Consider the following 24640-nt stretch of genomic DNA (forward strand, 5'->3'; position numbering starts at 1 on the left):
GCAAAACACTCGACTGGGACACCCCCGCCGAACGCCTCACTACACTCCTCACCCACACCAACTAACCACCCGCGTTGCAACCACCCCTCGAATCCGCCCAGATTCCGTGAAGGTTCCCTTCACGGACTTGAAGAGACCGTCAGTTCTGCAGAGCGAAGGTGACGCCGGGGGCGGCGGGGGTCTCCGGGCGCGGCAGCCAGCGGTCGTCGTTCACCGGGAGGTCGCCTTCGAGCGCTGCCAGCACCAGTTCGCGCGCCACCGGCAGCACCTCGGACACCGGGACGTCGCGCTGCAGTTCGTACGACAGCGACGTGACGCCCGCGTCGCGGATGCCGCACGGCACGATGTTGTCGAACGCGGCCAGGTCGGCGTTGCAGTTCAGCTCGAACCCGTGCATGGTGACGCCCCGCTGCACGCGGATGCCGATTGCGGCGATCTTGCGTTCGATACCGCGTTCGTCGGCCGGGATCCACACGCCGCTGCGGCCCTCGACGCGGCCGGTTTTCACGCCGAACCGCTCGCACACCACGATCAGCGCCTCTTCCAGCCGGCGCACGTAGTGCATCACGTCGATCGGGTCGGCGAGCTGCAGGATCGGGTAGCCGACCAGCTGGCCGGGGCCGTGCCAGGTGATCTTGCCGCCACGGTCGACGTCGATCACCGGGGTGCCGTCGACCGGCCGGTCCTCGGGTTCGGTGCGCTTGCCCGCGGTGTACACCGACGGGTGCTCCAGCAGCAGCAGGGTGTCCGGACCGGTGCCGTCGGCGCGGGCGGTGAGGGTGTCCCGTTGCAGGTCCCAGGCCTCGGTGTACTCGATCGTGCCGAGTTCGCGGACAGCGACGGGTTCGGCAGTGGCACGGCAGGTTGCACTCGAAGAACTCACTCGTCGAGGCTACGCCTTTCCGGCACCGGACCGGGCAGTAACCGGAGTGCGGAAGCTGACACCAGGCCGACGCCGAGCACCGCGAGCACGGCGCCGACGGTATCGGTGACCCAATGCACGCCGAGCACGATCCGGCAGGCCGCGGCGAGCACCGTCGCCACCGCTGCGCACCACAGCGCCCACCGCACGAACCGCGGCAGCACCCAGGCGCACAGCAGCACCGCGACCAGCCCCGTCGCGGCCACTGACACCACGTGCCCGCTCGGGTAGCTCAGCTCCGGGTACACGCGTGGGCGCTGCCGCATGAACACCGGCTTGAACGCGACGCTGGTCAGCCGGCACAGCGCCAGCACCACGGCAAGCCGTACGCACAGCGAGAACTGCGCCCGGTCCCGCAGCACCACCGCGACGAGCACCACCCCCAGCACGTACGGCAGCACCGGGCCGAGGACACTCGTGAGCACCCCCGCGATCTGTCCGGCCGGGCGGATTTCCTGCCCGCGCAAGGCATTCGCGACCTCGAGGTCCAGCTGCAGGGGCTGCCGGTCCACCAGCAAACCCAGCACGAAAAACGCGGCGAACACCACCAGGCCGGTGACGATCCACCGGACGCGCGGCATCGTCACGTCGCCGCGGACAGTGCGCTGTCCACCGTGCGGTGCCGGAATTCGTACCCGCTGTTCTCCAGCTTCCGCGGCAGAGCGCGCTGCCCGTACAACACCATTTCCTCGGCGGCCTGTCCGAGCGCGATTTTCATTGCGACACCAGGGACCCACCATGGCGCAGGACGATGCACGGCGCGGCCGAGGGCGCGGGTGAACTCGGCGTTCGTGACCGGCGACGGTCCGGTGAGGTTGACCGGTCCGGACAGCGTGTCGTGCTCCAGGATGTGCACCAGGGCACCGATTTCGTCCTCCAGCGCGATCCACGGCTGGTACTGGCGTCCGTTGCCCAGCCGCCCGCCGAGCGCGACACGGAAGAGCGGACGTAACACGTCGAGCAGACCGCCATGCCGCGCGAGCACGAGACCGGTGCGCACGGAGACGACCCGGGCACCCGCCGCGGCTGCGGTCGCGCCTTCCCATGCCGTGCAGAGCTCGGCGAGAAAACCCTTGCCCACCTTGGTGTTCTCATCGACCACAGTGGACCCGGTGTTGCCGTAATAGCCCACCGCGGACGCGTTCACGAGGACCCCGATGCCGTGTTCGGCCACCGCTTCGGCGAGCACCTCGGTGGGCTCGACCCGGCTGTCGAGCAGCTGCTGTTTGCGCATCCCGCTCCAGCGGCCGGGCAGCAGGGGCGCGCCACACAGGTTCACGACCGCGTCGACGCCGTCGAAGGCACCGTCGTCGATCCGCCCGGACGGCGGGTCCCAGCCCCGTTCGTCCGCGGCCTGCGCCGTGCGCCGGACGAGCCGCCGCACGTCGTGGCCGGATTCGCGCAGCCGTCCGGTCAGCGCGGTGCCGATGAGCCCGCCGGAGCCCGCGATGAGTACCCGCATGTCTTCGATCGTGTCCTATCCGGCCGCGCCGTGCACGCCCGGCCGCAGCTGGCCGGCGATATCGGCGGAAGCGGTGAGCAGGACCAGCGCGGGAATCGCGGCCGTCGGCCGGAGCCGGTAGCTGCCGCGGCGGTCCTGCTCCACGAGCCCGGCCGAGGTGAGTGCCTTGAGGTGGTGGTAGAGCCGCCCTGGCGACCCGAGTTCCGCGGCCTCCTGCAGCGCCGCGCCGGTCTGCGGGCCGTCGCGGGCGAGCAGCCGGACCAGCGCGATGCGGTCGGTGCTGGCCAGCGCGGCGAGCACGGCGGCGCGGGGAGCGTCGGGCAGGTCGAGCACGGCGGGCGTGCTCAGCCGGATCGCCCAGCGCAGCTCGGGATCCACCAGCTCGCCCTGGTATCCGACGATCCCGTCCGGACCGGACTCGGCAGGCCGGGCCTCCAGCACGGCTACCCGGCGTTCCAGCTCCGCGACGCGCTCGGCGAGATCTTCGGTCATGCGGTCAGTGTCCCAGCGCGTGCTCCAGCGCCGTGAACGTGGCCGGGCTGCGCAGCGCGTCGGCGCCGAGCCGCAGGAGCACGTCCGCATGCTCCAGGTCCGCGGGCGTCGAGTGCTGCAGCACCACCACGCCGGTACCCGGGCGGCGATCCGGCCAGACCAGGTCGACGCCGAGGACCAGCGCGCCGGGCAGACTGCCGCCTTTGAAGAGCACCGGCGGCTGGTGTCCGGCGAACTGGAGGCCGAGGATTTCCCGGGCCAGTTCCGCGGGTTCGTCCCGGCCCAGCGCGATTTCGTGGTGCAGCCCGGCGAGCTGCGCCGCGGTGCCCCGGCCGGTTTCGCCGGTCCACGCCAGCAGGTCCGGCTCGGTCGGCGGCTGCTCGGTGGCACGGGGCACCACCCGGGCGCGGAAGGACGGATCGCACGCGAACCGGGCGGACAACGCGTCCCCGGCGGCGCGGCGCACGGTGACCGGACTGCCTGGCGGTGGACCGTATTCGGGGAAGAACAGCAACAGCGTCTCGCCGCTGAACATCCGGACGTCCGGCGACGGCCAGCCGCCGCGGGCCGCAGCCGCGCGCAGCGCCCGGTCACCGAGCCGGGCGCGGAGGTAGTCGGCCGCGGAATTGTCGCTGACGAGAATCATCAGCTCCGCGAGCTTGCCCAGTGGCACCCGGCGTTCGGGATCCTTCGCGACGCCGAATTCGTCGCACGGAATTCCCAAGTGGGTCAACGCAGTGTGGTGATTTCCGGCGCCGACCGGACCGTCCCCGAGGTACGGGTGCCGGGCGTCCCAGTCGCCGACGCGCACGGGTTCAGCCGGATCGAGCCGTCCCGCCGCGACCGCGGTCGCGTACGCGAGAAGGTGCACGACCTTGATCGCCGACGCCAGCGGTCGCGCCACGGACGGGAGGTGGTGCAGCCGATGCCGGACGCCGTCGTCGAACACGGCCGACACGTCATTGCGGTGGGCGGCGAAACGCGCCAGCCATCGTTCGGGTGTCGACAGGTCCGGCTCGGCCGCGCGGGCGATGCCGGGCAGCAGCAGGGCGGCCGGACCGGCCACGGCGGCAGCGGTCAGCAGGCGGCGGCGAGTCAGCATGCCACCACGGTACTCCGAAAATCCGTAATTCCGGAATAGTGGATTTCCCGGAGACGACGGCGGCCTCCGCACCCTCGGGTGCGGAGGCCGCCGGTGCCCGGGTCAGAGACCCAGTTCGTCCTCGAAGTTGCCCTCTTCCAGGCGCTGCCTGATCGTGGTGAGGAAGCGGCCCGCGTCCGCACCGTCGACAAGGCGGTGGTCGTAGGTGAGCGGCAGATACACCATCGAGCGGACCGAGATCGTGTCGTTGCCCTCGGCGTCGGCCACCACGACCGGGCGCTTCACCACCGCGCCGGTACCGAGCATGCCCGACTGCGGCTGCACGATGATCGGCGTGTCGAACAGGGCGCCGTTGGAGCCGAGGTTCGTGATGGTGAAGGTGCCACCGGTGAGCTCGTCCGGCTTGATCTGGTTGGCCCTTGCCCGCGCCGCCAGGTCGGCGATGCGGTGCGCGAGACCGGCGAGGCTCAGCTCGCCCGCGTCGTGGATCACGACCGAGAGCAGGCCGCGCTCGGTGTCCACCGCGATGCCAAGGTGCACGGCGCCGTGGTAGGTGATCTCCTTCGTGTCCTCGTTGTAGGACGCGTTGACGTTCGGGTGCTGCTTCAGCGCCTCGACCGTCGCCTTCGCGAAGAACGGCAGGAACGTGAGGTTGACGCCTTCGCGCTCCTTGAACGCCGCCTTCGCGCGCTGGCGAAGCTTGGCGACCTTGGTGACGTCCACCTCGTGCACCTGCGTGAGCTGCGCCGAAACCTGCAGCGACTCGCGGGTCTTGGTGGCGGTGATCTGCCGGATCCGGCTCGCCTTCTGCACGGTGCCGCGCAGCGCGGCGACCTCGGGCGACACGGCGGCCCGCGGTGCCGGAGCGGCCGGGGCGGCGGCTGCCGCCGGGGCCGGGGCAGCTGCGGCGGGCGCGGGCTGCTGCTTCTGCTTCGCCTCGGCCGCCGCGAGCACGTCCTGCTTGCGGATGCGGCCGCCGACCCCGCTGCCGGTGAGCGCGGCGAGGTCGATGCCGTGCTCGGTGGCGAGCTTGCGGACCAGCGGCGTGACGTACGGGCCGTCCGCCGAACCGTTGGCACCGTTGTCCGACGACGCTGCCGCCGCCGGAGCCTCGGCTGCCGGAGCCGCCGGGGCCGGGGCAGGCTTGGTTTCCTGGACCGGTTCGGGCGCCGGAGCGGGCGTGGGAGCCGGAGCCGGAGCAGGCGTGGGAGCCGGGGCCGGAGCTGCAGCCGGGGCGGCACCTGCGGCGCCGATCACCGCGAGCACTCCGCCGACCTCGACGGTCTCGTCCTCGCCCGCGCGGATCTCCAGCACGGTGCCGGCGACCGGCGACGGGACCTCGGTGTCGACCTTGTCCGTGGAGATCTCGAGCAGCGGCTCGTCGACCTCGACGCTGTCACCGACCTGCTTGAGCCAGCGCGTGACCGTGCCCTCGGTGACGCTTTCGCCCAGCTCGGGCAGCTTCACCTCGGTGCCGGAGCCACCGGACGCCGGAGCGGCCGGGGCAGCCGCGGCCGGAGCCTCGGCAACGGGTGCCTCCTGCGCCGGAGCCGGAGCCGGAGCTGCCTGTGCCGCCGGAGCCGCCGGAGTCTCCTGAGCGGCCGGAGCCGGAGCGGAGGATTCCGGTACGCCACCGGTGCCGTCGTCGATCACCGCGAGCTCACCGCCGACCTCGACGGTGTCGTCTTCCTTCGCGCTGATCTTCACCACCGTGCCGGCGACCGGCGACGGGACTTCGGTGTCGACCTTGTCGGTCGAGATCTCGAGCAACGGCTCGTCGACCTCGACGGTGTCGCCCTCCTGCTTCAACCACCGGGTGACGGTGCCCTCGGTGACGCTCTCGCCGAGCTCCGGCAGCGTGACGGAGTAGGCCATTGTTCGCTGGCTCCCTTGATCGGTAAGACGTGGTCTGGATTGTGCTCGTGCGGGGTCAGCTGTGCACGTGCAGCGGCTTGCCGGCGAGCGCGAGGAACGCTTCGCCGAGAGCCTCGGTCTGGGTCGGGTGCGCGTGGATCAGCGGGGCGACGTCCTCGGGGAACGCCTCCCAGCTGTAGATCAGCTGCGCTTCGCCGATCAGCTCGCCGACCCGGTCGCCCACCATGTGCACGCCGACGACGGGCCCGTCCGGGGCCTTGACCAGCTTCACGCCACCGGAGGTCTTGAGGATCTGGCTCTTGCCGTTGCCGCCGAGGTCGTAGGTGAACGTGGTGACGTCCGAGCCGTACTTCTCCTTGGCCTGTGCCTCGGTGAGCCCGACGGAGGCGACCTCGGGGTGGGAGTAGGTGACGCGCGGGATGCCGCGCTCGTCGATCACGCGCGGGTTCAGCCCGGCGATCTCCTCGGCCACGAAGATGCCCTGCTGGAAACCGCGGTGCGCGAGCTGCAGGCCCGGCACGATGTCGCCGACCGCGTACACGTTCGGCAGGTTGGTGCGCAGGCGGTCGTCGGTGAGCACGAAGCCGCGGTCGATCTTGACGCCCGCCTCCTCGTAACCGTGCCCGGCCGAGTTCGGGCCGCGGCCGACGGCGACCAGCAGCAGGTCGGCCTCCAGCGTCTCGCCGGACTCCAGCGACACGCTCACGCCGTTGTCGTCCTGCTTCGCGCCGGTGAACTTCACGCCGGTCTTGAAGGTGATCTTGCGGCGCCGGAACGCGCGCTCGAGCTGCTTGGAGGCGAACTCGTCCTCGTTCGGGACCAGCCGCGGGAGCGCCTCGACCACGGTGACGTCCACCCCGAAGGAGGCCCACACGCTCGCGAACTCCACGCCGATCACGCCGCCGCCGAGCACCACGACCTTCTTCGGCACGTAGTCGAGCGTGAGCGCCTGCTCGCTCGCGATGATGCGGCCGCCGAGCTCGAGGCCGGGCAGCGAGCGCGAGTACGACCCGGTGGCGAGGATGACGTTCTTGCCCGTGTAGCGGGTGCCGTCGACCTCGACCGTCGTACCGCCGACGAAACGGCCGGTGCCCTCGACCAGGTTCACCTTGTGCGCCTTGGCGAGGCCCTGGAGGCCCTTGTACAGGCGGGCGACGATGCCGTCCTTGTACTTGTTCACCCCCGCGATGTCGATGCCCTCGAACGCGGCCTTGACACCGACCGACTCGGCGTCGCGGGTCTCGTCGGCGACCTCGGCGGCGTGCAGCAGGGCCTTGGTCGGGATGCAGCCCCGGTGGAGGCAGGTCCCGCCCAGCTTGTCCTTCTCGATCAGCGTGACGGAAAGGCCCAGCTCGGCCGCGCGGAAAGCCGCGGCGTAGCCGCCCGATCCGCCTCCCAGGATCACGAGGTCGGCGGAGGTGTCGCTCACTTCAATAACTCCTCGGCAGCGTCAGGGGTGGAGCTTCGGTCGCCGCCGCACGCGGTATAACCGCGCGCGCGACACCGCCATCTTGTCACTACGCCGATCCGCGTTGCGACCTAGCCGGGGCAACCAGCCGGTGCGACACGGGCCACACGCGGGTGCGGGAATAATGGAGGCGGGACTCCCGCAGGAAGAGAGGTGGTCGGAGTGGGGATCTTCGACTCGTTGCGCCGTCGCGGCAAACGTGGCCCCGGCCCGTCCGGCGGACGCGGTGGTGGCTCGGCCGATACCCGCTACCTGGAAGAATGGGCCGCCGCGCGGCGCGGGGTGGAGGCGTTCGTCGAGCCGCGGACCACGGTGACCGACACCACTGTGGTGCTCATCGCGCACGACGGCGAATGGACCCGCCGCCGGATCGGCAGCCTCGAAGCCGCGCAGCGGTTCGGGCAGAAGCACACGATCCCGGTGTACGAGGTTTCGCGCGTCGGTTACCCGCAGCGCATGCGCGACTACACCGAACGGCAGAAACGCCGCCCGGGGCATTGATTCACGCGCTGGCTTCGAGCAACCGGTGGTGGTGTTCGAGCAGTGCGCGGAACGACGGGTGCGCGGTGCTGCCGTAGGTGAGGTCCACCTCGATCGCGTGCCAGTCTCCGTCGCTCTGGGTGAGCAGGATCGTGGCGGGGTCGGACGCGATGATCACGTCGCCGTCTCTGCGGAGCTGCGTGGTGGGCAGCAGGCGGGGGAAGACGACGTCGGCGGGGAGGCCGTCGGTCGTCGTGAGGAAGTCTCGGTAGTCCTCGGGGAGACGTGTGCCCAAGCGGTGTTCGGCCGCGGCGATCTCGGCCGGGGTGGCCGGGGCGTTCGGGTGCTGGCCGCGCAGGTGCGTGATGGCGGCTATCAGCTCTGACCAGGTCGACGGACCGGTGGGGTGTCGTTCGTGCAGGGCGGCGATCAACGCGGCGGCGCATTGTTCCGGCCATTCGCTGCCGAGGCCGAGTGGGTCGGCGCCGTCGGCGAGCTGGCGCGCGAGCGGGCGGGTGGCGGCGAGGGTGGCTACGTCCGGGGCCGGATGGGACTCCACGAGGGCTGCCCAGGCGGCAAGGTCTGGTGCGGCCAGGGCGTTGCGGATCGGGTCTTGGCGTTTGGGGGCGATGGCGGAAACCACGTCGGCCACGAGGGATCCGTCGAAGAGACCGTCTACATCGGACACCTGGCGATGCAGAAGTGCGGTGTGGGCCCGTTCTTCCGCGTCCAGGTCCAATGGCGGGAGGGCGGCTGCCCATTGTGGACGGTGGTGGCGGGCTTCGAAAAGCATTGCCCAGGCACGGGTTTGGAGGAGGGCGGTGGCCGGGCGGTCGGTCGCCGACTGCCAGTGGGTGATGAGGCGGTCGGCTTGATCGTGGGCGCCCGCCGTCGCGAGCAGCAGCGCGGCGTGTTCGACCCGGCGGTCGATGGTGTGGTCGTCGCCGGTCAGGACGTCCCGGACGGCGGTCTCGAGATACTCGTCGCGCTGCATGCCCGCGAGGGTGCCATAGCGCCGCTCAAAGCACCCCAATGTGGCATTGGGTGCATCTGACGCAGCGAATGCCACATTGGGTGCATCTGACGCACCCAATGTGGCATTGGGGCAGCGCTCAGCCTTGGTCGGCGATGTCGGCCAGTACCGCGGCGATGGTGCGGACCGGGACGCCGGTGCCGCCCTTGCCGGTGTACCCCCAGGGGGCGCTGGTGTTGAACGACGGGCCCGCGATGTCGATGTGGGCCCACGGCAGGCCCTCGGCCACGAACTCGCGCAGGAAGATTCCGGCGACCAGCATGCCGCCCCAGCGGTGGCCGCTCACGTTGGCGAGGTCGGCCAGGCGGGAGTCCAGGTCGGCGCGCAGTTCGTCCGGCAGCGGCATGGCCCAGCCGCCTTCGCCGGTGGACTGCATGATCGTTGCTACCCGGTCGCGGAACTCGTCCGAGCCCATCACGCCTGCGGTGCGGTTGCCCAGCGCGACCACCTGCGCGCCGGTCAGCGTGGACGTTTCGATCAGGTAGTCCGGGTTCTCCTCGGCTGCGCGCACGATCGCGTCAGCCAGCACCAGGCGGCCTTCGGCGTCGGTGTTGAGGACCTCGACGGTCTTGCCGCCGTACATCGTCAGCACGTCACCCGGGCGGTACGCGCTGCCCGACGGCAGGTTCTCCGCCAGCGGGATGTGCGCGGTGACCTCGACCGGGTACTTCAGCTTCGCCGCCAGCACCACCGACGCGAGGACCGCAGCCGCGCCGGACATGTCCGACGTCATGTGGTCCATGCCCGCCGCAGGCTTGATCGAGATGCCGCCGGAGTCGAACGTGATGCCCTTGCCGACCAGCGCGACCTTCTTGCCCGCCTTCGCCGGCTTCCAGCCGACCCGCAGCAGCCGCGGCAGCCGCGCCGACCCGCCGCCGACGCCCAGGATGCCGCCGAAACCCTTGCGCTTCAACGCTTTCTCGTCGAGTACCTCGAAGTCGAGACCGTTCGCTTCGGCGAGCTTCTTCGCGCGGTCCGCGAACGACGCCGGGTACAGGTCGTTCGGCGGGGTGTTGATCAGGTCGCGGGCGATGATCACCGACTCGGCGATCGCGGTGGCCGCCTTGAGCGTGGCCTTGTGGTCGCGCGGGGCGCCCTCGGCCGGGCTCACGAGGTCGGCCTTCGCGAGCGGGCCGTCGCCCTTGGCAGAGCGGTATTCGGTGAACGCGTACGCGCCCAGCGCAACGCCTTCCGCGGTGGCCTGCAGGTCGAGCGCAGACAGCGTGACGAACGCCCGGTCGGTGCCGCTCAGCGCGCGGGCGGCCGCCCCGGCAGCGCGGCGGACCTGCTCCGCGGTGACGGTGCCGTCCTTCTGCTTGCCGAGCCCGACGGCCAGCACGACGCCCGCGGGCAGCTTGCCCAGCGCCGGCAGCTTCACGATCTCCTCGGCCTTGCCGGTCGCCCCGAGGGTGCCCAGCACGTCGGCGAGCTTGCCGTCGAACGCCGCGTCGGCGACGTCCGCTCCGGCGGCCAGTTCGGGCCCGTCCTCGCCCTGCAGGGTGCCGATCACGAGGACGTCGGCGCGGGTCTTGCCCACTGCCGCGTCCGTGTTCTCGGTGAGGGCAAGCTTCGGCACGGTCACTTCTGGCTCCTCGCGACGTCGCGGTGGTACCGGGCGGTCTGTCCGGTCGATCGTGAGCCATGCTAATGACAGAGCCGACCTACTTGGGAAGGGGATCGTGGTGCGCCTCGCCGGAGCGCTGCTGGTGGTGCTGGCGGCCGGGGCCGCCGGGGCCGGGTACTGGCTGCTCGCCGGGGTCGTGATCGCCGCGCTGGTGGCTGCCGGAGCCGTCCGGCTGCCCATGCTCGGCGACGGTCAGGCGGACCGATGGGTCGGCGGCATTTCCCGGCTTGCGCAGGTCGTGGTGCTTGCGCTGGCCTTCGGCGCGTACGTGTTCCCGCAGCAGCCCGCGTACGCCGCTGCCGGTCTCGTGGTGTTCGTCGCCGCGGCGGACTTCGCCGGGCTGCGGTTGCCCGAGTTGCTCGTCAAATGGTTGCTGGGGCTGTTGCTGGTCGCCGCGGCGGTGCTGGTGGCGTTGTGCCTGGCCGTCGCGCCGGTGGCGAAGGCGGGTGGGATAGGCGCGCCGAACGTTGCCGCGATCGTCGTGGCGGCGGTGATCGTGCTGCCGTTCCTCGTTTCGGACGGCCGCAGCACCGGACGGGCGCTCGCGCTCGGGCTGGTCGCGGTGGTGGTGACCGTGGTGGTGCTGCTGCAGCTGGGGCCGGTGCGGCTCGGCTTGTCCGGGACGGCGTTCCGCGACCTGCTCTACGCGGCGGACGCGGGCCAGCTCCAGTCGCTGCTCACCGTGGTCGTGGTGCTCGCGACGGTTCCGGCCGCGCTGACGACGTTCACCGACGCCCGCGAGCGGTACGCGCCGTCCGGCGAGCTACCCGGCTTCGCGGGCGGTCTCGGGGCAGCGGTCGCCGCGGTGTTCGTGCCGGTGTGGGTCGCGGTGCTCGTGGCCGGGCTTGGCACGGTCGCGGAACTCGTGCTGCGGGTGCGGATCCGCCGCTACCGTGGCGGGCATGACTGAGCACCGCTGGGCGCCGGGGGAGACGGTCGTCGAACGCTTTCTCCGCCCCGACGGGAGCATCGGCCAGCACCATCCGCTGCGGGTGATCGCCGACGACGGTGACGCGCTGCTCGGCTGGATCCCGGCCGGTACCCCGATCGTCGGCAGCCGGCTGTCCGACGGCCGCCGGATGCGCGACGCCCCGCTGGACCAGCGGTTCCGTACCCCGCGCGTGATGGTGCCCGACGTCTGGCACGGCAGCTCCACGCTGCGGCTGATCCCGGACGGGACCTGGTCGTCGGTGTGGTGGTTCTTCGAGCCGGACGGGCGGTTCCGCGACTGGTACGTCAACCTCGAGCTGCCGCGCGGCCGGACGGCGACCGGCCCGGACCGGATCGACGGCGTCCTCGACCTGGTGGTGACGCCGGGCGCGGGCTGGCAGTGGAAGGACGAGGACGAAGCCGAGGCGGCCGTGGAAGCGGGCCGCCTCACCTCGGCGGACCTGGACCGGCTGCGCGCGGAAGGCGATCGGCTGGGCGCACTGGCGGACCGGGGCGCCTTTCCCTTCGACGGGACGCACACGGCGTTCCGGCCGGACCCGGGCTGGGCGGTACCGCGGCTGCCCCCGGGTCTTACAGGGCGATCAGCAGCAGGATCCCCATCAGCACCACGTCGAGGACGAGCAGGATGACCACCGATCGGGTGGGTACCGGCTGCGGGAACACGCGGCCGTGCAGGCTCTTCCACCAGTAGATGCCGAAGCCGGCGGCGACGAGGCCGAGGAAGAAGCCGAACCCGCTCGAGAGCAGGCCCCAGCCGACCATGCCGAGCATCCCGGCGCCGAAGGTCAGCAGGGCAGCGGAGCCGAAGGTCTTCACGTCCGGGCCGGCGCCGGGCGTGGCCTGGCGTGCGGGTTGAGTGCTCACCCTGCCATCGTAGGGCCATCGCGGGGCTGTGACGCTTCGAGCGTGGACCGGCGCGGCGAGTGAAACCGGAGGACTTCCGACTAACGCGCGTCCGACCAAGCGCTATCGTCTAGCCATGACCACAGCAACGCAGTTCACTCATGTCCCGCACCCGAGCCCCGCGAGCCCTGAGCGCGTTGCCGAGGTACTTGCCAAGCCGGGTTTCGGCACGTATTTCACCGACCACATGGTCACCGTGAAATACAGCACGGAGAAGGGCTGGCACGACGCGACGGTGGGCCCGTACGAGCCGTTCACGCTCGACCCCGCCACGTCGGTGCTGCATTACGGGCAGGCGATCTTCGAGGGGCTCAAGGCGTACCGGCAGCCGGACGGCACCGTCGCCGCGTTCCGGCCGGACGCCAACGCGGCGCGGTTCCGCGAGTCCGCCGCCCGGCTGGCCATGCCGCAACTGCCCGAGGAGACCTTCGTCGCCGCACTGCGCGAACTCGTCGCGGTCGACGAACGCTGGGTCCCGACCAACGCGGGCGACTCGCTGTACGTGCGCCCGTTCATGATCTCCACCACCACCGGTCTCGGCGTCAACCAGCCGGCCGCGGAGTACGTGTTCGCGGTGATCGCCTCGCCAGCCGGGTCGTACTTCACCGGCGGCGTGAAGCCGGTCAGCGTGTGGCTGTCCACAGAGTACGTGCGAGCGGCCCCGGGCGGCACCGGCGCGGCGAAGTGCGCAGGCAACTACGCGGCGTCCTTCGTGGCGCAGGCGCAGGCCGTGGAGAAGGGCTGCGACCAGGTGGTCTGGCTGGACGCGGTGGAGCGCCGCTGGGTCGAGGAAATGGGCGGGATGAACCTGTTCTTCGTCTTCGGCTCGGGTGACGACGTCCGCGTGGTGACACCGGAGCTGACGGGTTCACTGCTGCCGGGCGTCACCCGGAAGTCGTTGCTGCAGCTGGCAAAGGACGCCGGGCACGCGGTCGAGGAACGCCGGATCTCCACCGAGGAGTGGGAAAAGTCGGCAGCCTCCGGCGAACTCACCGAGGTCTTCGCCTGCGGCACCGCGGCAGTGATCACGCCAGTCGGCCACGTAAAGCACGGCGGCGGCGAGTTCTCCGTGTCCGGCGGCCGCCCCGGCCCGGTCACGATGTCCCTGCGCGAACACCTGGTCGGCATCCAGGAAGGCACCCACAAGGGCCCGGACGGCTGGCTGATCCCGCTGAACTGACCCACAAGTCCGTGAAGGGAACCATGAGGGAATCTGATTCCGTGATGGTTCCCTTCACGGCTTTGGACCCACTCAACCAAGCGGCCCGGAAACCCCCGACTGCTCGTGGGTGGTCATCTCCGCCAAAACCCGGGCAGCCATCATCAACAACGGCAACGCCGTCACCGCCCCGGTCCCTTCCCCGAGCCGCACATCCAGATCCAGCAATGCCCCGAGATCCAGATGCTCCAACGCAAGCGCATGCGCGGGCTCGCCGGTCAACTGCCCCGACATCCACCACCGCCGAGCCCCCGGCGCCAGCTCCTCGGCAACCAGCGCGGCAGCACAAACGACCAGCCCGTCCAGCACCACCGGCGTCCGCCGAACCGCCGCCTGCGCGAGAAACCCAGCCATGGCAGCAATATCCGCCCCGGCAGACGTCCGCAGCAACGCCAACGGATCCGCCACCACCACGCGCGCCCGCCGCAACGCATCGCGTACCGCAGCAGCCTTACGCATCCACGTGTTGTCGTCGATCCCCGAACCACGCCCCACCACAGCCACCGGCTCAGTCCCGGTGAGGGCAGCAACCAATACCGACGCAGGCGTGCTGTTCCCGATCCCCAGATCACCCGCGACAAGCAGATCCGCCCCACCGTCGACCTCGGCATCGGCGACTGTCCGCCCAGCCGTCACGGCCGCCCGGACCTCGGCGTCGGTAAGCGCGTCCTCGACGTCGATCGAGCCGGACCCGCGGCGCACCTTGAACTCGCCGATCGACCGCATCGCGGATTCCTCGGTGTCCACGGCCATGTCGACCACGCGCACCCCCGCGCCCGCCGCCGCGGCAAGCACGTTGATCGCCGCGCCGCCGGTGAGCATGGTCCCGACGAGCTGCGACGTGACCTCCACCGGATACGCCGAGACGCCCTTCTTCGCGATGCCGTGGTCGCCTGCGAACACCACCACGCGAGGACGCGTGAACGGCCGCGGCGGCGCCTGCCCCTGGCACGACGCGATCCAGACGCCCAGCTCCTCCAGCCTGCCGAGTGAGCCTGCGGGTTTCACGAGCTTGTCGTGCAATGCGATCGCGCCCGACCGGGCTTGGTCGCTCGGCGGTTCGATCTCGCCGAACTCGATGGCAGGCGTTTCCACAGCCAGGGGTTCCTTTCGCCGGTGGGCTCCCGGCGCCCAACCTACCGCCGCCGCGGGCGGGCCTTTAGGGTCGGTCGGCGTGGCGGAATCGACGGCGGCCGGGGTCGTGCTGGCGAGTGGCGCGGGCACCCGGGTGGGCGCCGCGCTGAACAAGGTCTACCTGCCGGTCGCGGGCAGGCGCGTGGTCGCGTGGTCGCTGGCGGCGTTCGCCGCGGTACCCGCGATCGGCGTGCTGGTGCTGGTGATCCGGCCCGAGGACGCGGACCTGGCCGGCGAGGTGCTGGCCGCCCTTCCGGGCCCGGTCGAGGTCGTCCCCGGGGGGCCGACGCGGCAAGCGTCCGAGCTGAACGCGCTACGCCACCTGGCCCCGCGGATCGCCGACGGCACGGTGGACGCCGTCCTGCTCCACGACGCCGCACGGCCGCTGGTCACGCCGGAGCTGATCGATTCGGTGCTGGCCCGGACCCGGGCCGACGGAGGAGCGGTGCCGGGCCTCAGCGCGGACGACGTGGTCGCGATGGCGGGGGACACCGTCGCGGGGCCGCTTCCCGGCGCAATCCGCGTGCAGACCCCGCAGGGCTTCCGGGCGCAACTACTGCTGGCGGCGTACGAACAGGCTGCGGCAGAAGGGTTTCTGGGTACGGACACGGCCTCGTGCATGGAGCGGTTCTCCGCGCTGCCGGTGCGCTGGGTGCCCGGCAGCGCGGAGAACCTCAAGATCACCTACCCGCACGACCTCGCGGTGGCGGAGCGGTTGCTGCAGCGGTGATCAGGGCGAGACGGTGAGCGCCGGGTCGGTGACCACGACGTCGGCCAGCGCGTCGTCGATCGCCTTCAGCAGCTCCGGTTCGAGCTTCACCCCGGCCGCCTTCACGTTCTCGTGCACCTGCTCCGGCCGCGAGGCACCGATGATCGCCGACGCGACGTTCGGGTTCTGCAGCACCCACGCCACGGCCAGCTGCGCCATCGACAGCCCGGCTTCCTTGGCCAGCGGCTCGAGCTTCGCGACCGCGGTGAGCGTGCTGTCGTCGAGGAAGCGCTTGACCATGTCGGCGCCGCCGTTGACGTCCGTCGCGCGCGATCCGGACGGGAGCGGCTGACCTGCCTGGTACTTGCCGGTGAGCACGCCTTGGGCCACCGGCGACCAGACGATCTGGCTCATCCCCTCGCGCTCGCACGCGGGCACGACCTGCGCCTCGATGACCCGCCACAGCATCGAGTACTGCGGCTGGTTCGACACGAGCGGAATCCGCAGCTCACGGGCGAGTACCGCGGCACGGGCGATCTGCTCGGCGTTCCACTCGGAGACGCCGACGTAGAGCACCTTGCCCTGGCGGACCAGGTCGGCGAACGCCTGCATGGTCTCTTCGAGCGGGACGGTGCGGTCGAAGCGGTGCGCCTGGTAGAGGTCGACGTAATCGGTGCCGAGCCGCTTGAGCGACGCGTTCGCCGACTCGATGACGTGCTTGCGCGAGAGGCCCTTGTCGTTGGGGTCCTTGGGTCCGGTTGGCCAGAAGACCTTCGTGAAGATCTCCAGGCTCTCCCGGCGCTGCCCCTTGAGCCCGCGGCCGAGCACGGACTCCGCCGCCGTGTTCGCGTACGCGTCGGCGGTGTCGAAGGTGGTGATCCCGGCGTCGAGCGCCGCTTTGATGCAGGCGTGCGCCTGCTCCTCCTCGACCTGGGACCCGTGGGTCAGCCAGTTGCCGTAGGAGATCTCACTGATGTTGAGGCCACTGCGGCCGAGACGTCGAAACTCCATGCGGACAGCGTAGATGGTTCGTTCGCTCAGCTAACGAGTTGGCCGGTCCCGGATCCGGTTCGTGAGGGTGATCCGCGTCTCAGTTCGGGATCGGGTCGCCCGCGCGCAGCCGCGGTTTCGGGACCCGCAGCTTGCGGATCTGGCTGGCCCGCACGAAGGCGTACCAGCCGACGCCGCGCATGGCCGTCGACGGTTCCTTCGGGAAGCGTTCCCGGACCAGGCGGGAGATCTTGCGGCCGTTCACGAAGCCCTCGATCGCCATCACCAGCAGCATCGCCATGCAGACCAGGGTGATGTACTGCTGCACCGCGGGCGCCGGGACCAGCAGCGCGACGAACACCAGGATCGCCAGCGGCATGAACAGGCCCAGGATGTTGCGCCGGGAGTCGACGAGGTCGCGGACGTACGCCTTCACCGGCCCGCGGTCGCGCGCCGGCAGGTACTTGTCCTCGCCCGACATCATGCGTTCGCGGCGCTCGCGGGCGGCCTGCTTGCGCTCTTCCTTGCTGGCCGGGTTGGCCTTGCGCAGTTCCTTGTTGCGCTTCATCGCCTCGCGCATGCTGGTGGGCGGGGGCGCGACCGGCCCGCGCTTGCGCCCTTCCGCCTCGCGCCGCTTGGGCGTGGCCTTGCCCTTGGCCGGCGTGTACGACTTGCTCGTGACGTCGGACTCGGCGCCGTCGGACTCGGCGGCGGCGTCGGTGACGGCGGGATCAGGGGCGCTTCGGCGCAGGAACCTCACCTCACCAGGGTATTGCAGGCGTCACGACGTTGTTCACCAGGTCGTGGCATGTGCGACGATGGAGGGGAACAGATCGGGTGGATCGCGTGTTGGAACGTAAGACACGAGATGTACCCGCAGCGAGTTCGACCAAGAGGGAGTGCCATGACGACCGCTGAGCAGACCGGTGCGGCGCAGGCCGAGACCGCCGAGGAGACCCACGGCGTCACGTTGACCGACGCCGCGGCCGCCAAGGCGAAGGCGCTGCTCGATCAGGAGGGCCGCGACGACATGCACCTGCGCATCGCCGTCCAGCCCGGCGGCTGTGCGGGCCTGCGCTACCAGCTGTTCTTCGACGAGCGCACGCTGGACGGCGACCTGTTCCGCGACTTCGACGGCCTCCGGGTCGCCGTCGACCGGATGAGCGCGCCCTACGTGTCCGAAGCCGTGATCGACTTCGTCGACAGCATCGAGAAGCAGGGCTTCACCATCGACAACCCGAACGCCACGGGTTCGTGCGCCTGCGGTGACAGCTTCCACTGAGCTGCCCCACCACGAGAAAGGGCCCCGGCAACGCGCCGGGGCCCTTTCTTCGTGCTCAGGTTCAGACGTAGGCGTCGAGGTCGGCGACCTGCGCGTGGCAGGCGTCGTCGACCGTCCACGGCTGGGCGGCGCGCGGGCGCGGCAGCTGCGTGCCGGCGGCCGAGGGCCACAGCGTGGACGGGAGGTGGGCGCAGTCGGCGATCAGCTCGCCCATCGTTTCGGGTTCGGTCGCGGGGTTCACTCCGGTCACGGTATTGAGCAGGACCCGCCCGGAAAAGCGGTACCAGCCGGTAGTGTCGGGACCCGGCGCGGGAACTACCCGGACGGGTCATGACCAGCGGGTAACTTGCGCCGCGGCGCGTACCCGACAGCTCACGAGGAGAACCGGTGGCAGACAAGCCCAGGATCGCCGTGTCCGGCAGCATCGCGACGGACCATCTGATGCACTTCCCGGGGAGGTTCGCCGAGCAGCTCGTCGCCGAGCAGCTGCACCGGGTCTCGCTGAGCTTCCTGGCCGACGACCTCGTGGTGCGCCGCGGCGGCATCGGCGCGAACATCGCGTTCGGCCTCGGCGTGCTCGGTGTGCAGCCGGTGCTCGTTGGCGCGGTGGGCCAGGACTGGGCCGACTACCAGTCGTGGCTGGAGCGGCACGGCGTGGACACCTCCGGCGTGCTGGTGTCCGAGGTCGCGCACACCGCGCGTTTCGTGTGCACCACGGACGAGGACCTGTGCCAGATCGCGACGTTCTACGCCGGTGCGATGGCCGAGTCCCGCAACATCGAGATCAAGCCCATCGCCGACCGCGCCGGTGAGCTCAGCCTCGTGCTGATCAGCCCGGACGACCCCGAGGGCATGGTCCGGCACGCGCAGGAGTGCCGTCAGCGCGGGTACGAGTTCGCGGTGGACCCGTCGCAGCAGCTCGCGCGCATGGACGGGGCGCAGGTCCGGGCGTTCATCGAGGGGGCGAAGTACCTCTTCAGCAACGACTACGAGTGGGAACTGCTGCTGCAGAAGTCCGGCTGGACCGAGGCGGACGTGCTCGACCGGGTCGGCCTGCGCATCACCACGCTGGGGGAGAAGGGCGTGGAGATCATCGGCCGGGACGGGACGGCGCTGCAGATCGGCGCGGTTCCGGAACGCGGCAAGGCGGACCCGACGGGCGTCGGCGACGGTTTCCGGGCGGGCTTCCTCGCCGCCATCGACGGTGGCCTCGGCCTGGAGCGGGCTGCGCAGCTGGGCTCGCTGATCGCGGTGCTGGTGCTGGAAACCGTGGGTACGCAGGAGTGGACCTTCGAGCGCGTCGACGCCCTGACCCGGCTCCGCGAGGCCTTCGGCCCCGAAGCCGCCGACGAAATCGCGCCGGTGCTGCCTGCCTGACCGAAGTCCGTGAAGGGAACCATGAGGGAATCAGATTCCGTGATGGTTCCCTTCACGGACTTCAGAGCTTGACCGGGTACACCGGCTCCGGGATTTCCGGCTTGATGCGGTGTTCCACGAAAATCCCGTGCCACAGCATGAACACCAGCAGCGCCCACAGCTGGCGGCTGCGGTCCAGCTGACCGGCCTTGTGCTCGTCCAGCAACGCCAGCACGGCGCGCTTGTCCAGCAGCTCCTCGGTCTTCGAATCGCTGATGATGCCGCGGGCCCAGTCGTACATCTCGTTGCGCAGCCAATGCCGGATCGGGACCGGGAAGCCCAGCTTGCGCCGGTTCAGCACGTGCCCGGGGATGATCTTCGCGAGACCCTGCCGCAGCGCGTACTTCGTGGTTCCGTGGGCCAGTTTCTGGTCCAGCGGGATCGACGCGGCGACCTTGAACACTTCGGCGTCCAGGAACGGCACGCGCAGCTCCAGCGAGTTGGCCATGGTGACCTTGTCCGCCTTCACCAGGATGTCGCCGCGCAGCCAGGTGTACAGGTCGACGTGCTGCATGCGCGCCACCGGGTCCCAGCCGCGGGACACGTCGTACCAGGGCGCGGTGACGTCCTTGAAGCCGACGCCTTCCTGGTACGTCCGCAGCACGGCCCGCAGCTGCTCGTCGCGGAAGTTGCGGGCGTTGCCGTAGTACCGGTCCTCCAGCGGCAGCGCGCCGCGCCGCAGCAAGTCCTTGCCGCGAGTGCCTTCGGGGATCTTCGTGGACACCTTGCCGAGCAGTTTCCGTACCCCGCCGGGGATTTTCTCGAACGGCGCCAGCGAAATCGGCTCGTTGTAGATCGTGTACCCGCCGAACAGCTCGTCCGCGCCCTCGCCGGACAGCACCGCCTTCACGTGCTTGCGTGCCTCGCGCGCGATGAACCACAGCGGGACCAGCGCCGGGTCGGCCACCGGGTCGTCGAGGTACCAGACGATGAGCGGCAGCGCCTCCATCATCTCGTCCGCGGACACCGTGCGGACCACGTGCTTCACGCCGATCGCCGCGGCCGATTCGGCGGCCACGTCCACCTCGGAGTAGCCCTCGCGCTCGAACCCGGTGGTGAACGCGATGAGGTTCGGGTTGTGCTCTTTCGCGAGCGTCGCGGTGGCGGTGGAGTCGATGCCGCCGGAGAGGAACGCGCCGACCGTGACATCGGGGTCCGAGATCATGTGCTTGCCGACCGAATCGCGCATCACGTCGGCGATCCGCTGATACAGCTCCTCGGCCTCGGCCTGCCCGTTCACCGGCTTCGCGGCGAACTGCGGGTGGAAGTACCGGGTGAACTCGGCCTGCCCGCCCGGCACCACCCGGAACGACGTCCCCGACTCGACCCGGCGCACGCTCGTGTGCAGCGTTTCCGGCTCCGGCACGTACTGCAGGACCAGGTAGTGCTGCAGCGCAGTACGGTCCAGTTCCTCGGCGACCCCGAGCGTGTCCGTGAGCTCCAGCAGGCTCTTCTTCTCGCTGGAGAAGGCGATTCCCTTCGGCCCGGATGTGTAGAACAGCGGTTTGATCCCGAACGGGTCGCGGGCGCCGTAGACGACCTTTTCGGCGGAATCCCAGATCATGAAGGCGAACATGCCGCGGAGCTCTTTCACCGCGTCGGCGCCGAGGTAGTGATACGCCGCCACGATGGCTTCGCCGTCGCCTTCGGTGGCGAACTTCGCCCCGAATTCCCCGGCGAGCCGGTCACGCAGCTCGCGGTAGTTGTAGATCTCGCCGTTGAAGTTCATCGTGTACCGGCCGGGCGCCTCCGGCGGGCCCCAGAACAGCGGCTGGTGCGCGTGGTCGACGTCGATGAAGGCGAGCCGGTTGAACCCGTACACGACCTCGGCATCGGCCCAGGTGTCCTGCTCGTCGGGGCCGCGGTGGCGCTGGCAGCGCATCGCCGCGCCGACGGCGGCGCGGGCTCCCGCGGCGTCGTTTTCGGTCGCGCAGATCAGTCCAAGCAGGCCGCACACGTGTACTCACACACCTCAGGGTCGGGCCGGTCCGGGAAGCGCCCAGTATGCCGGTGCGGGGCCCGGCGGCGCGGAAGCGGGTGACGCGTGGCGCATCTGGTCCCCCCTTGGACAGCAGGACCGGCCAACTCGGCTAGGCTCCGCCTGTCACGAAGATCGGTCGAAGAAGGCCCGGGTGTGAACGGGCCTGCTGGGTGAAAGGGCAGGGCGCAGTGGGAAAACCAGAGCGCACCCCGGTGGGTAAGCGGGTCGGGCGGGTCGCTGCGCTGGCCGTGCTGGTGGCTTTGACCGCAACGGGCTGCTCCGGGGACGAGATCCTCCGCTTCGGCTGGCCGGTCGGCGTCACGCCGCAGGCGAACGACATGCGCAACCTCTGGACCTGGACCGTGGTGGCCGCACTGGTCGTCGGCGCCATCGTGTGGGGCCTGATCTTCTGGACCGCGATCTTCCACCGCAAGAAGAAGGGCGCGGCCGCCGAGGGGCCCGAGGACCTGCCGCGCCAGTTCCAGTACAACATCCCGCTCGAGATCTTCACGGTCGTCCTGCCGACGATCATGGTCTGCGTGCTGTTCTTCTTCACCGCGACCACGGAGAACCGCGTCCTCGACAAGAAGCCGAACCCGGACGTCGTCGTCGACGTCGTGGCCTTCCAGTGGAACTGGGAGTTCAAGTACGAGGGCGACAACGCGAAGCGCCCGGACGGCACCCAGGTGAGCACCGTCGGCTCGTCCGGCGAGATCCCGCTGCTGGTGCTGCCCACGAACAAGACGATCGAGTACCGGCTGCGGTCCACCGACGTCATCCACTCGTTCTGGGTCCCGGAGTTCCACTTCAAGCGCGACGTGTTCCCGGACCCGGAGAAGAACAACCAGGACAGCTCGTTCCAGAACTCCATCGACCGCGAGGGCTCCTTCGTCGGCCGGTGCGCGGAGCTGTGCGGCACGTACCACTCGGTGATGAACTTCGAGGTGCGCGCCCTGTCCCCGGACAAGTACGACCAGTACCTCAAGCTGCGCACCGAGACGAACCCGAAGACGGGCAAGCCGAACACCGCGTCCGAGGCGCTGACGTCGATGAACTGCGGTGAGCTGTGCAGCCCGTACGCGGTCACCACGAAGCCGTTCAACACCGACCGCACCGCGCGCACCGCGTCCAACTGACCGGTTCCGGCGAAATCCCGAGGAGCAGAGGACACAAGCCCATGAAGGTCGAAGCCCGGATTTTCTACCTGGTGGCGGGGTTCGCCGTCGTCGTGGCGGTCATCTACTGGGTCATGACCGCTCTGTACGCGACCGACCAGAAGGCCGAGCCGGTCGGCATCGTCGCGCTGTTCCTGACCGCCGGCCTTGCTTTCCTCGCGGGCAGCTACATGCAGTTCGTGTCCCGCCGGATCGAGCCGCGCCCGGAGGACCGCGAGGACGCCGAGATCAGCGACGGCGCCGGTGAGCTCGGCTTCTTCAGCCCGGGCAGCTACTGGCCGGTCGCGCTGGCCGCGGCGGCCGCGCTGGCCGGTCTCGCGCTGGCGTTCTTCCACATCTGGCTGCTCGTGATGGCGCTCGTGGCGCTGCTCATCGCGGTGGGCGGGCTGGTGTTCGAGTACCACACGGGTCCGAACCACGACTGACGCTCGCCCGGCCGCCGCGCTGCGGAGCCAGCGCGGCGGCGAGCACCGCCAGCATGCCCACGCCCTCGGGCCAGGTGAGGCGGTGGCCGTACGCGAGCATGTCCACCACCACGGCGACCACTGGGTACAGGTAGGACAGCAGCGCGACCGTCGTGGTCGGCAGTTTGCCGATACTTGCGTACATCAGCACGTACATCACCGCTGTGTGCACGGTGCCCAGCAACACCAGCCACAGCAAGCCCGGAACCGACTTCGGCAACGGCGTGAAGGCCAGCGCGGGCGCGAGCACCACCGCGCCGACAGCCAGCTGCACTGCAGCGAGCAGGTGCGGCCTGATGTGCTTCAGCTGCTTCGCGATGAAGGACGCACCGGCGTACAGCAGCGCAGCGCCCAGCGCGAGCGCGATGCCTGCGAAGCGCACCGGCTGTCCGTCATCGCCGTGTGCGGAAAGGGAAATCACCACGACGCCGGCGAAGGCGATGCCTGCCCGCGTGAGGTGTGACCGGCCCACCTTCTCGCCCAGGAACACCGCTGCCAGACCGACCAGGATCAGCGGCTGCGTGTGGTAGACGACCGTGCTGACGGAGATCGACGACAGCGCGTACGACGCGAAAAGCAGCACCCAGTTGCCCACCAGCAGCAGTCCGCCCGCGACCGCGAGCAGCAGGTCACGACGGGTCGGACGCCAGGCACGGAACCAGCCCCGCGACAGCGACCACACGACCAGCAGGACCCCGCCGACCAGGCAGCGGGCGAAGGCGACCGCTGGGGCGGCAGCACCGCTTTCGAGCACGACGGCACCGATCGTGCCGGACAGCGCCATCGCAGCCGACCACTGCAGGGCCGGGCGGGATTCGGGGTTCGTCATGCGTCCCAGATTCGGCCTCGCCGCGGTGCCCGACCAGTGTCAGAGATGACAATGACCACAAAACTTGTGACACCCTGTCTGCTATGGACGTGCAACGGGTCGCGGTAGTGCTCGCGGATCGGGTTTCGCCGTTCGAGCTGGGGGTCGCGTGCGAGGTGTTCGGCACCGACCGCAGCGCCGACGGCATGCCCGGCTGGGATTTCGGCGTGTGCTCACCGGACGGGGCGGACGTGGCGAGCTGGTCCGGATTCGGCCTGAATGGCTTGCGGGACTTGACTTTCGCGGCCTCGGCGGACCTGCTGATCGTGCCGACGTGTGCCCCGCGCACCGCCCCGCCGCCGGAGCCACTGCTGTCCGCGTTGCGCGCCGCCCGCGACCGCGGCGCGTGGGTCGCGGGCTTCTGCGCGGGGGTGTTTTCGCTCGGTTACGCGGGTTTGCTGGACGGCCGTCGCTGCACCGTACACTGGATCTACGAATCGGAATTCCGGCGGCTTTTCCCCTCGGCCGAAGTGGATCCGCAAGCCCTGTACGCCGACGACGACGGGATCTTCACCAGCGCCGGTACGGTCGCCGCGGTAGACCTGTGCCTGCACCTCGTGCGACGCATGCGAGGCGTCGCCGCAGCCACCGCACTGGCCCGGCGCATGGTGGCGGCTCCGCATCGCGCCGGTGGTCAAGCGCAGTTCGTACAGGCCCCGGTCCCGGCCACCGCCGCCCCCGACGACGCGGTGGTCGCCGAGGCCCTGGAGTGGGTCGAACGCCGCCTGGACCAGCCGTTCACCGTCGCGGAACTGGCCCGGCGCAGCGGTTTGGGCGAACGGACCTTCCTACGCCGCTTCTCCGCCGCGACGGGCACTACGCCGCACCGCTGGCTCACCGAACGCCGCCTCGACCGCGCGCAGGCCCTGCTCGAAGTGGGCCTGCTGTCGGTAGAAGACATCGCAACCGCCTGCGGCTACTCCTCGGCGGCTGCCTTGAGACACCAATTCTCCCGGTTACGTTCGACGACGCCGAGCGCTTACCGGACCGCGTTCCGTTCCTGACGCCGTCCGGACGCCTTCCTCCTCCTTCGCCAGCCCCACCCGCGTGACCCCAATGTGGCATTGGGTGCATGTGACGCACCCAATGC

At 70.3% G+C, this 24640-nt stretch carries 26 protein-coding genes; 10 read left to right on the plus strand and 16 right to left on the minus strand.

Annotation, left to right across the window (positions count from 1 at the left end; all coding sequences use genetic code 11):
• Positions 1 to 139: 139 nt before the first annotated feature.
• The 7 genes from lipB to lpdA form a co-directional block, all read right to left on the minus strand.
• Positions 140 to 883 (minus strand): lipoyl(octanoyl) transferase LipB, encoded by a 744-nt coding sequence (gene lipB, locus OO71_RS41365; RefSeq protein WP_033295540.1) that lies wholly within the window; start codon positions 881 to 883, stop codon positions 140 to 142.
• The gene (locus OO71_RS41370) at positions 880 to 1503 is read right to left on the minus strand and encodes a phosphatase PAP2 family protein (RefSeq protein ID WP_156096818.1); all 624 of its coding nucleotides are present in this window, start codon (positions 1501 to 1503) and stop codon (positions 880 to 882) included. The genes lipB and OO71_RS41370 overlap by 4 nt, the downstream gene beginning before the upstream one ends.
• Before the next feature lie 2 nt (positions 1504 to 1505).
• Positions 1506 to 2384 (minus strand): TIGR01777 family oxidoreductase, encoded by an 879-nt coding sequence (locus OO71_RS41375; RefSeq protein ID WP_033295542.1) that lies wholly within the window; start codon positions 2382 to 2384, stop codon positions 1506 to 1508.
• Between the two features lie 15 nt (positions 2385 to 2399).
• A complete protein-coding gene (locus OO71_RS41380; RefSeq protein WP_033295543.1) occupies positions 2400 to 2876 on the minus strand; it encodes an ArsR/SmtB family transcription factor in 477 nt (158 codons plus the stop codon).
• A gap of 4 nt (positions 2877 to 2880) precedes the next feature.
• A complete protein-coding gene (locus OO71_RS41385; protein WP_033295544.1) occupies positions 2881 to 3978 on the minus strand; it encodes a serine hydrolase in 1098 nt (365 codons plus the stop codon).
• A 102-nt stretch (positions 3979 to 4080) separates the two neighbouring features.
• Complete coding sequence (gene sucB, locus OO71_RS41390; protein WP_033295545.1) at positions 4081 to 5853, minus strand: 2-oxoglutarate dehydrogenase, E2 component, dihydrolipoamide succinyltransferase; 1773 nt, start codon at positions 5851 to 5853, stop codon at positions 4081 to 4083.
• Positions 5854 to 5908: 55 nt separating this feature from the next.
• Positions 5909 to 7282 carry a dihydrolipoyl dehydrogenase gene (gene lpdA, locus OO71_RS41395; RefSeq protein ID WP_033295546.1) on the minus strand — a complete coding sequence of 458 codons (1374 nt, stop codon included), beginning with the start codon at positions 7280 to 7282 and terminating at the stop codon, positions 5909 to 5911.
• A 192-nt stretch (positions 7283 to 7474) separates the two neighbouring features.
• On the opposite strand from lpdA, the gene OO71_RS41400 reads away from it, so the two are divergent.
• The gene (locus OO71_RS41400) at positions 7475 to 7822 is read left to right on the plus strand and encodes a hypothetical protein (protein WP_033295547.1); all 348 of its coding nucleotides are present in this window, start codon (positions 7475 to 7477) and stop codon (positions 7820 to 7822) included.
• Position 7823: 1 nt separating this feature from the next.
• Here the strand turns inward: OO71_RS41400 and OO71_RS41405 are convergent, their stop codons facing one another.
• Together OO71_RS41405 and OO71_RS41410 are read right to left on the minus strand one after the other, a co-directional pair.
• Positions 7824 to 8795: an SMI1/KNR4 family protein gene (locus OO71_RS41405; RefSeq protein WP_033295548.1), complete on the minus strand. Its 972-nt coding sequence runs from the start codon at positions 8793 to 8795 to the stop codon at positions 7824 to 7826.
• A gap of 118 nt (positions 8796 to 8913) precedes the next feature.
• Positions 8914 to 10416, minus strand: a complete 1503-nt coding sequence (locus OO71_RS41410) for a leucyl aminopeptidase (RefSeq protein WP_033295549.1) — start codon at positions 10414 to 10416, stop codon at positions 8914 to 8916.
• A gap of 100 nt (positions 10417 to 10516) precedes the next feature.
• Here OO71_RS41410 and OO71_RS41415 point away from each other — a divergent pair, with 100 nt between their 5' ends.
• The gene (locus OO71_RS41415; protein WP_033295550.1) at positions 10517 to 11368 is read left to right on the plus strand and encodes a hypothetical protein; all 852 of its coding nucleotides are present in this window, start codon (positions 10517 to 10519) and stop codon (positions 11366 to 11368) included.
• Positions 11361 to 12038: a ribonuclease FAU-1 family protein gene (locus OO71_RS41420; protein ID WP_033295551.1), complete on the plus strand. Its 678-nt coding sequence runs from the start codon at positions 11361 to 11363 to the stop codon at positions 12036 to 12038. Before OO71_RS41415 ends, OO71_RS41420 begins: the two co-directional genes overlap by 8 nt.
• Here the strand turns inward: OO71_RS41420 and OO71_RS41425 are convergent.
• A complete protein-coding gene (locus tag OO71_RS41425) occupies positions 11980 to 12273 on the minus strand; it encodes a hypothetical protein (RefSeq protein ID WP_033295552.1) in 294 nt (97 codons plus the stop codon). The genes OO71_RS41420 and OO71_RS41425 overlap by 59 nt on opposite strands.
• A 115-nt stretch (positions 12274 to 12388) precedes the next feature.
• Here OO71_RS41425 and OO71_RS41430 point away from each other — a divergent pair, with 115 nt between their 5' ends.
• Entirely contained in the window at positions 12389 to 13492 is a 1104-nt protein-coding gene (locus OO71_RS41430; RefSeq protein WP_033295553.1) for a branched-chain amino acid aminotransferase, read from the plus strand.
• A 72-nt stretch (positions 13493 to 13564) separates the two neighbouring features.
• Here the strand turns inward: OO71_RS41430 and cobT are convergent, their stop codons facing one another.
• A complete protein-coding gene (gene cobT / locus OO71_RS41435; RefSeq protein ID WP_033295554.1) occupies positions 13565 to 14626 on the minus strand; it encodes a nicotinate-nucleotide--dimethylbenzimidazole phosphoribosyltransferase in 1062 nt (353 codons plus the stop codon).
• Between the two features lie 79 nt (positions 14627 to 14705).
• On the opposite strand from cobT, the gene OO71_RS41440 reads away from it, so the two are divergent.
• Positions 14706 to 15395, plus strand: a complete 690-nt coding sequence (locus OO71_RS41440; RefSeq protein ID WP_033295555.1) for an IspD/TarI family cytidylyltransferase — start codon at positions 14706 to 14708, stop codon at positions 15393 to 15395.
• Here the strand turns inward: OO71_RS41440 and OO71_RS41445 are convergent, their stop codons facing one another.
• Positions 15396 to 16385, minus strand: a complete 990-nt coding sequence (locus tag OO71_RS41445; RefSeq protein ID WP_033295556.1) for an aldo/keto reductase family protein — start codon at positions 16383 to 16385, stop codon at positions 15396 to 15398.
• Between the two features lie 79 nt (positions 16386 to 16464).
• Entirely contained in the window at positions 16465 to 17124 is a 660-nt protein-coding gene (locus OO71_RS41450; protein WP_033295557.1) for a DUF3043 domain-containing protein, read from the minus strand.
• A gap of 144 nt (positions 17125 to 17268) precedes the next feature.
• Between OO71_RS41450 and OO71_RS41455 the strand changes: the two genes are divergently transcribed.
• Positions 17269 to 17646, plus strand: a complete 378-nt coding sequence (locus OO71_RS41455) for a HesB/IscA family protein (protein WP_033295558.1) — start codon at positions 17269 to 17271, stop codon at positions 17644 to 17646.
• 61 nt (positions 17647 to 17707) lie between these two features.
• On the opposite strand, the gene OO71_RS41460 is transcribed toward OO71_RS41455, so the two are convergent.
• Positions 17708 to 17887, minus strand: coding sequence for a hypothetical protein (locus OO71_RS41460; RefSeq protein ID WP_033295590.1), 180 nt, complete (start codon positions 17885 to 17887; stop codon positions 17708 to 17710).
• A 146-nt stretch (positions 17888 to 18033) separates the two neighbouring features.
• Between OO71_RS41460 and OO71_RS41465 the strand changes: the two genes are divergently transcribed.
• Complete coding sequence (locus OO71_RS41465; protein WP_156096817.1) at positions 18034 to 19023, plus strand: carbohydrate kinase family protein; 990 nt, start codon at positions 18034 to 18036, stop codon at positions 19021 to 19023.
• Between the two features lie 61 nt (positions 19024 to 19084).
• Here OO71_RS41465 and asnB read toward each other — a convergent pair whose 3' ends face one another.
• Entirely contained in the window at positions 19085 to 21019 is a 1935-nt protein-coding gene (gene asnB, locus OO71_RS41470) for an asparagine synthase (glutamine-hydrolyzing) (RefSeq protein WP_033295559.1), read from the minus strand.
• A 212-nt stretch (positions 21020 to 21231) separates the two neighbouring features.
• Here asnB and ctaC point away from each other — a divergent pair, with 212 nt between their 5' ends.
• Together ctaC and OO71_RS41480 are read left to right on the plus strand one after the other, a co-directional pair.
• Positions 21232 to 22179, plus strand: coding sequence for an aa3-type cytochrome oxidase subunit II (ctaC, locus tag OO71_RS41475; RefSeq protein ID WP_051792959.1), 948 nt, complete (start codon positions 21232 to 21234; stop codon positions 22177 to 22179).
• A 41-nt stretch (positions 22180 to 22220) separates the two neighbouring features.
• Positions 22221 to 22643: a cytochrome c oxidase subunit 4 gene (locus tag OO71_RS41480; RefSeq protein WP_033295560.1), complete on the plus strand. Its 423-nt coding sequence runs from the start codon at positions 22221 to 22223 to the stop codon at positions 22641 to 22643.
• Here the strand turns inward: OO71_RS41480 and OO71_RS41485 are convergent.
• Positions 22588 to 23511, minus strand: coding sequence for a DMT family transporter (locus tag OO71_RS41485; RefSeq protein WP_051792960.1), 924 nt, complete (start codon positions 23509 to 23511; stop codon positions 22588 to 22590). The two genes, OO71_RS41480 and OO71_RS41485, sit on opposite strands and share 56 nt — an antisense overlap.
• Positions 23512 to 23594: 83 nt before the next feature.
• Here OO71_RS41485 and OO71_RS41490 point away from each other — a divergent pair, with 83 nt between their 5' ends.
• Positions 23595 to 24554, plus strand: a complete 960-nt coding sequence (locus OO71_RS41490; protein WP_033295561.1) for a GlxA family transcriptional regulator — start codon at positions 23595 to 23597, stop codon at positions 24552 to 24554.
• Positions 24555 to 24640 lie beyond the last annotated feature (86 nt).

It is taken from the genome of Amycolatopsis jejuensis, assembly GCF_000717335.1.
Lineage (GTDB): Bacteria > Actinomycetota > Actinomycetes > Mycobacteriales > Pseudonocardiaceae > Amycolatopsis > Amycolatopsis jejuensis.

Bases quoted from the DNA above. Each gene is read 5' to 3' on its own strand.
- OO71_RS41380 (WP_033295543.1), bottom strand. From the start codon at position 2,876: ATGACCGAAGATCTCGCCGAGCGCGTCGCGGAGCTGGAACGCCGGGTA.
- OO71_RS41420 (WP_033295551.1), top strand. From the start codon at position 11,361: ATGACTGAGCACCGCTGGGCGCCGGGGGAGACGGTCGTCGAACGCTTT.
- OO71_RS41370 (WP_156096818.1), bottom strand. From the start codon at position 1,503: ATGCCGCGCGTCCGGTGGATCGTCACCGGCCTGGTGGTGTTCGCCGCG.
- OO71_RS41445 (WP_033295556.1), bottom strand. From the start codon at position 16,385: ATGGAGTTTCGACGTCTCGGCCGCAGTGGCCTCAACATCAGTGAGATC.
- OO71_RS41385 (WP_033295544.1), bottom strand. From the start codon at position 3,978: ATGCTGACTCGCCGCCGCCTGCTGACCGCTGCCGCCGTGGCCGGTCCG.
- OO71_RS41490 (WP_033295561.1), top strand. From the start codon at position 23,595: ATGGACGTGCAACGGGTCGCGGTAGTGCTCGCGGATCGGGTTTCGCCG.
- OO71_RS41430 (WP_033295553.1), top strand. From the start codon at position 12,389: ATGACCACAGCAACGCAGTTCACTCATGTCCCGCACCCGAGCCCCGCG.
- OO71_RS41455 (WP_033295558.1), top strand. From the start codon at position 17,269: ATGACGACCGCTGAGCAGACCGGTGCGGCGCAGGCCGAGACCGCCGAG.
- OO71_RS41485 (WP_051792960.1), bottom strand. From the start codon at position 23,511: ATGACGAACCCCGAATCCCGCCCGGCCCTGCAGTGGTCGGCTGCGATG.
- OO71_RS41480 (WP_033295560.1), top strand. From the start codon at position 22,221: ATGAAGGTCGAAGCCCGGATTTTCTACCTGGTGGCGGGGTTCGCCGTC.
- OO71_RS41405 (WP_033295548.1), bottom strand. From the start codon at position 8,795: ATGCAGCGCGACGAGTATCTCGAGACCGCCGTCCGGGACGTCCTGACC.
- sucB (WP_033295545.1), bottom strand. From the start codon at position 5,853: ATGGCCTACTCCGTCACGCTGCCGGAGCTCGGCGAGAGCGTCACCGAG.
- OO71_RS41375 (WP_033295542.1), bottom strand. From the start codon at position 2,384: ATGCGGGTACTCATCGCGGGCTCCGGCGGGCTCATCGGCACCGCGCTG.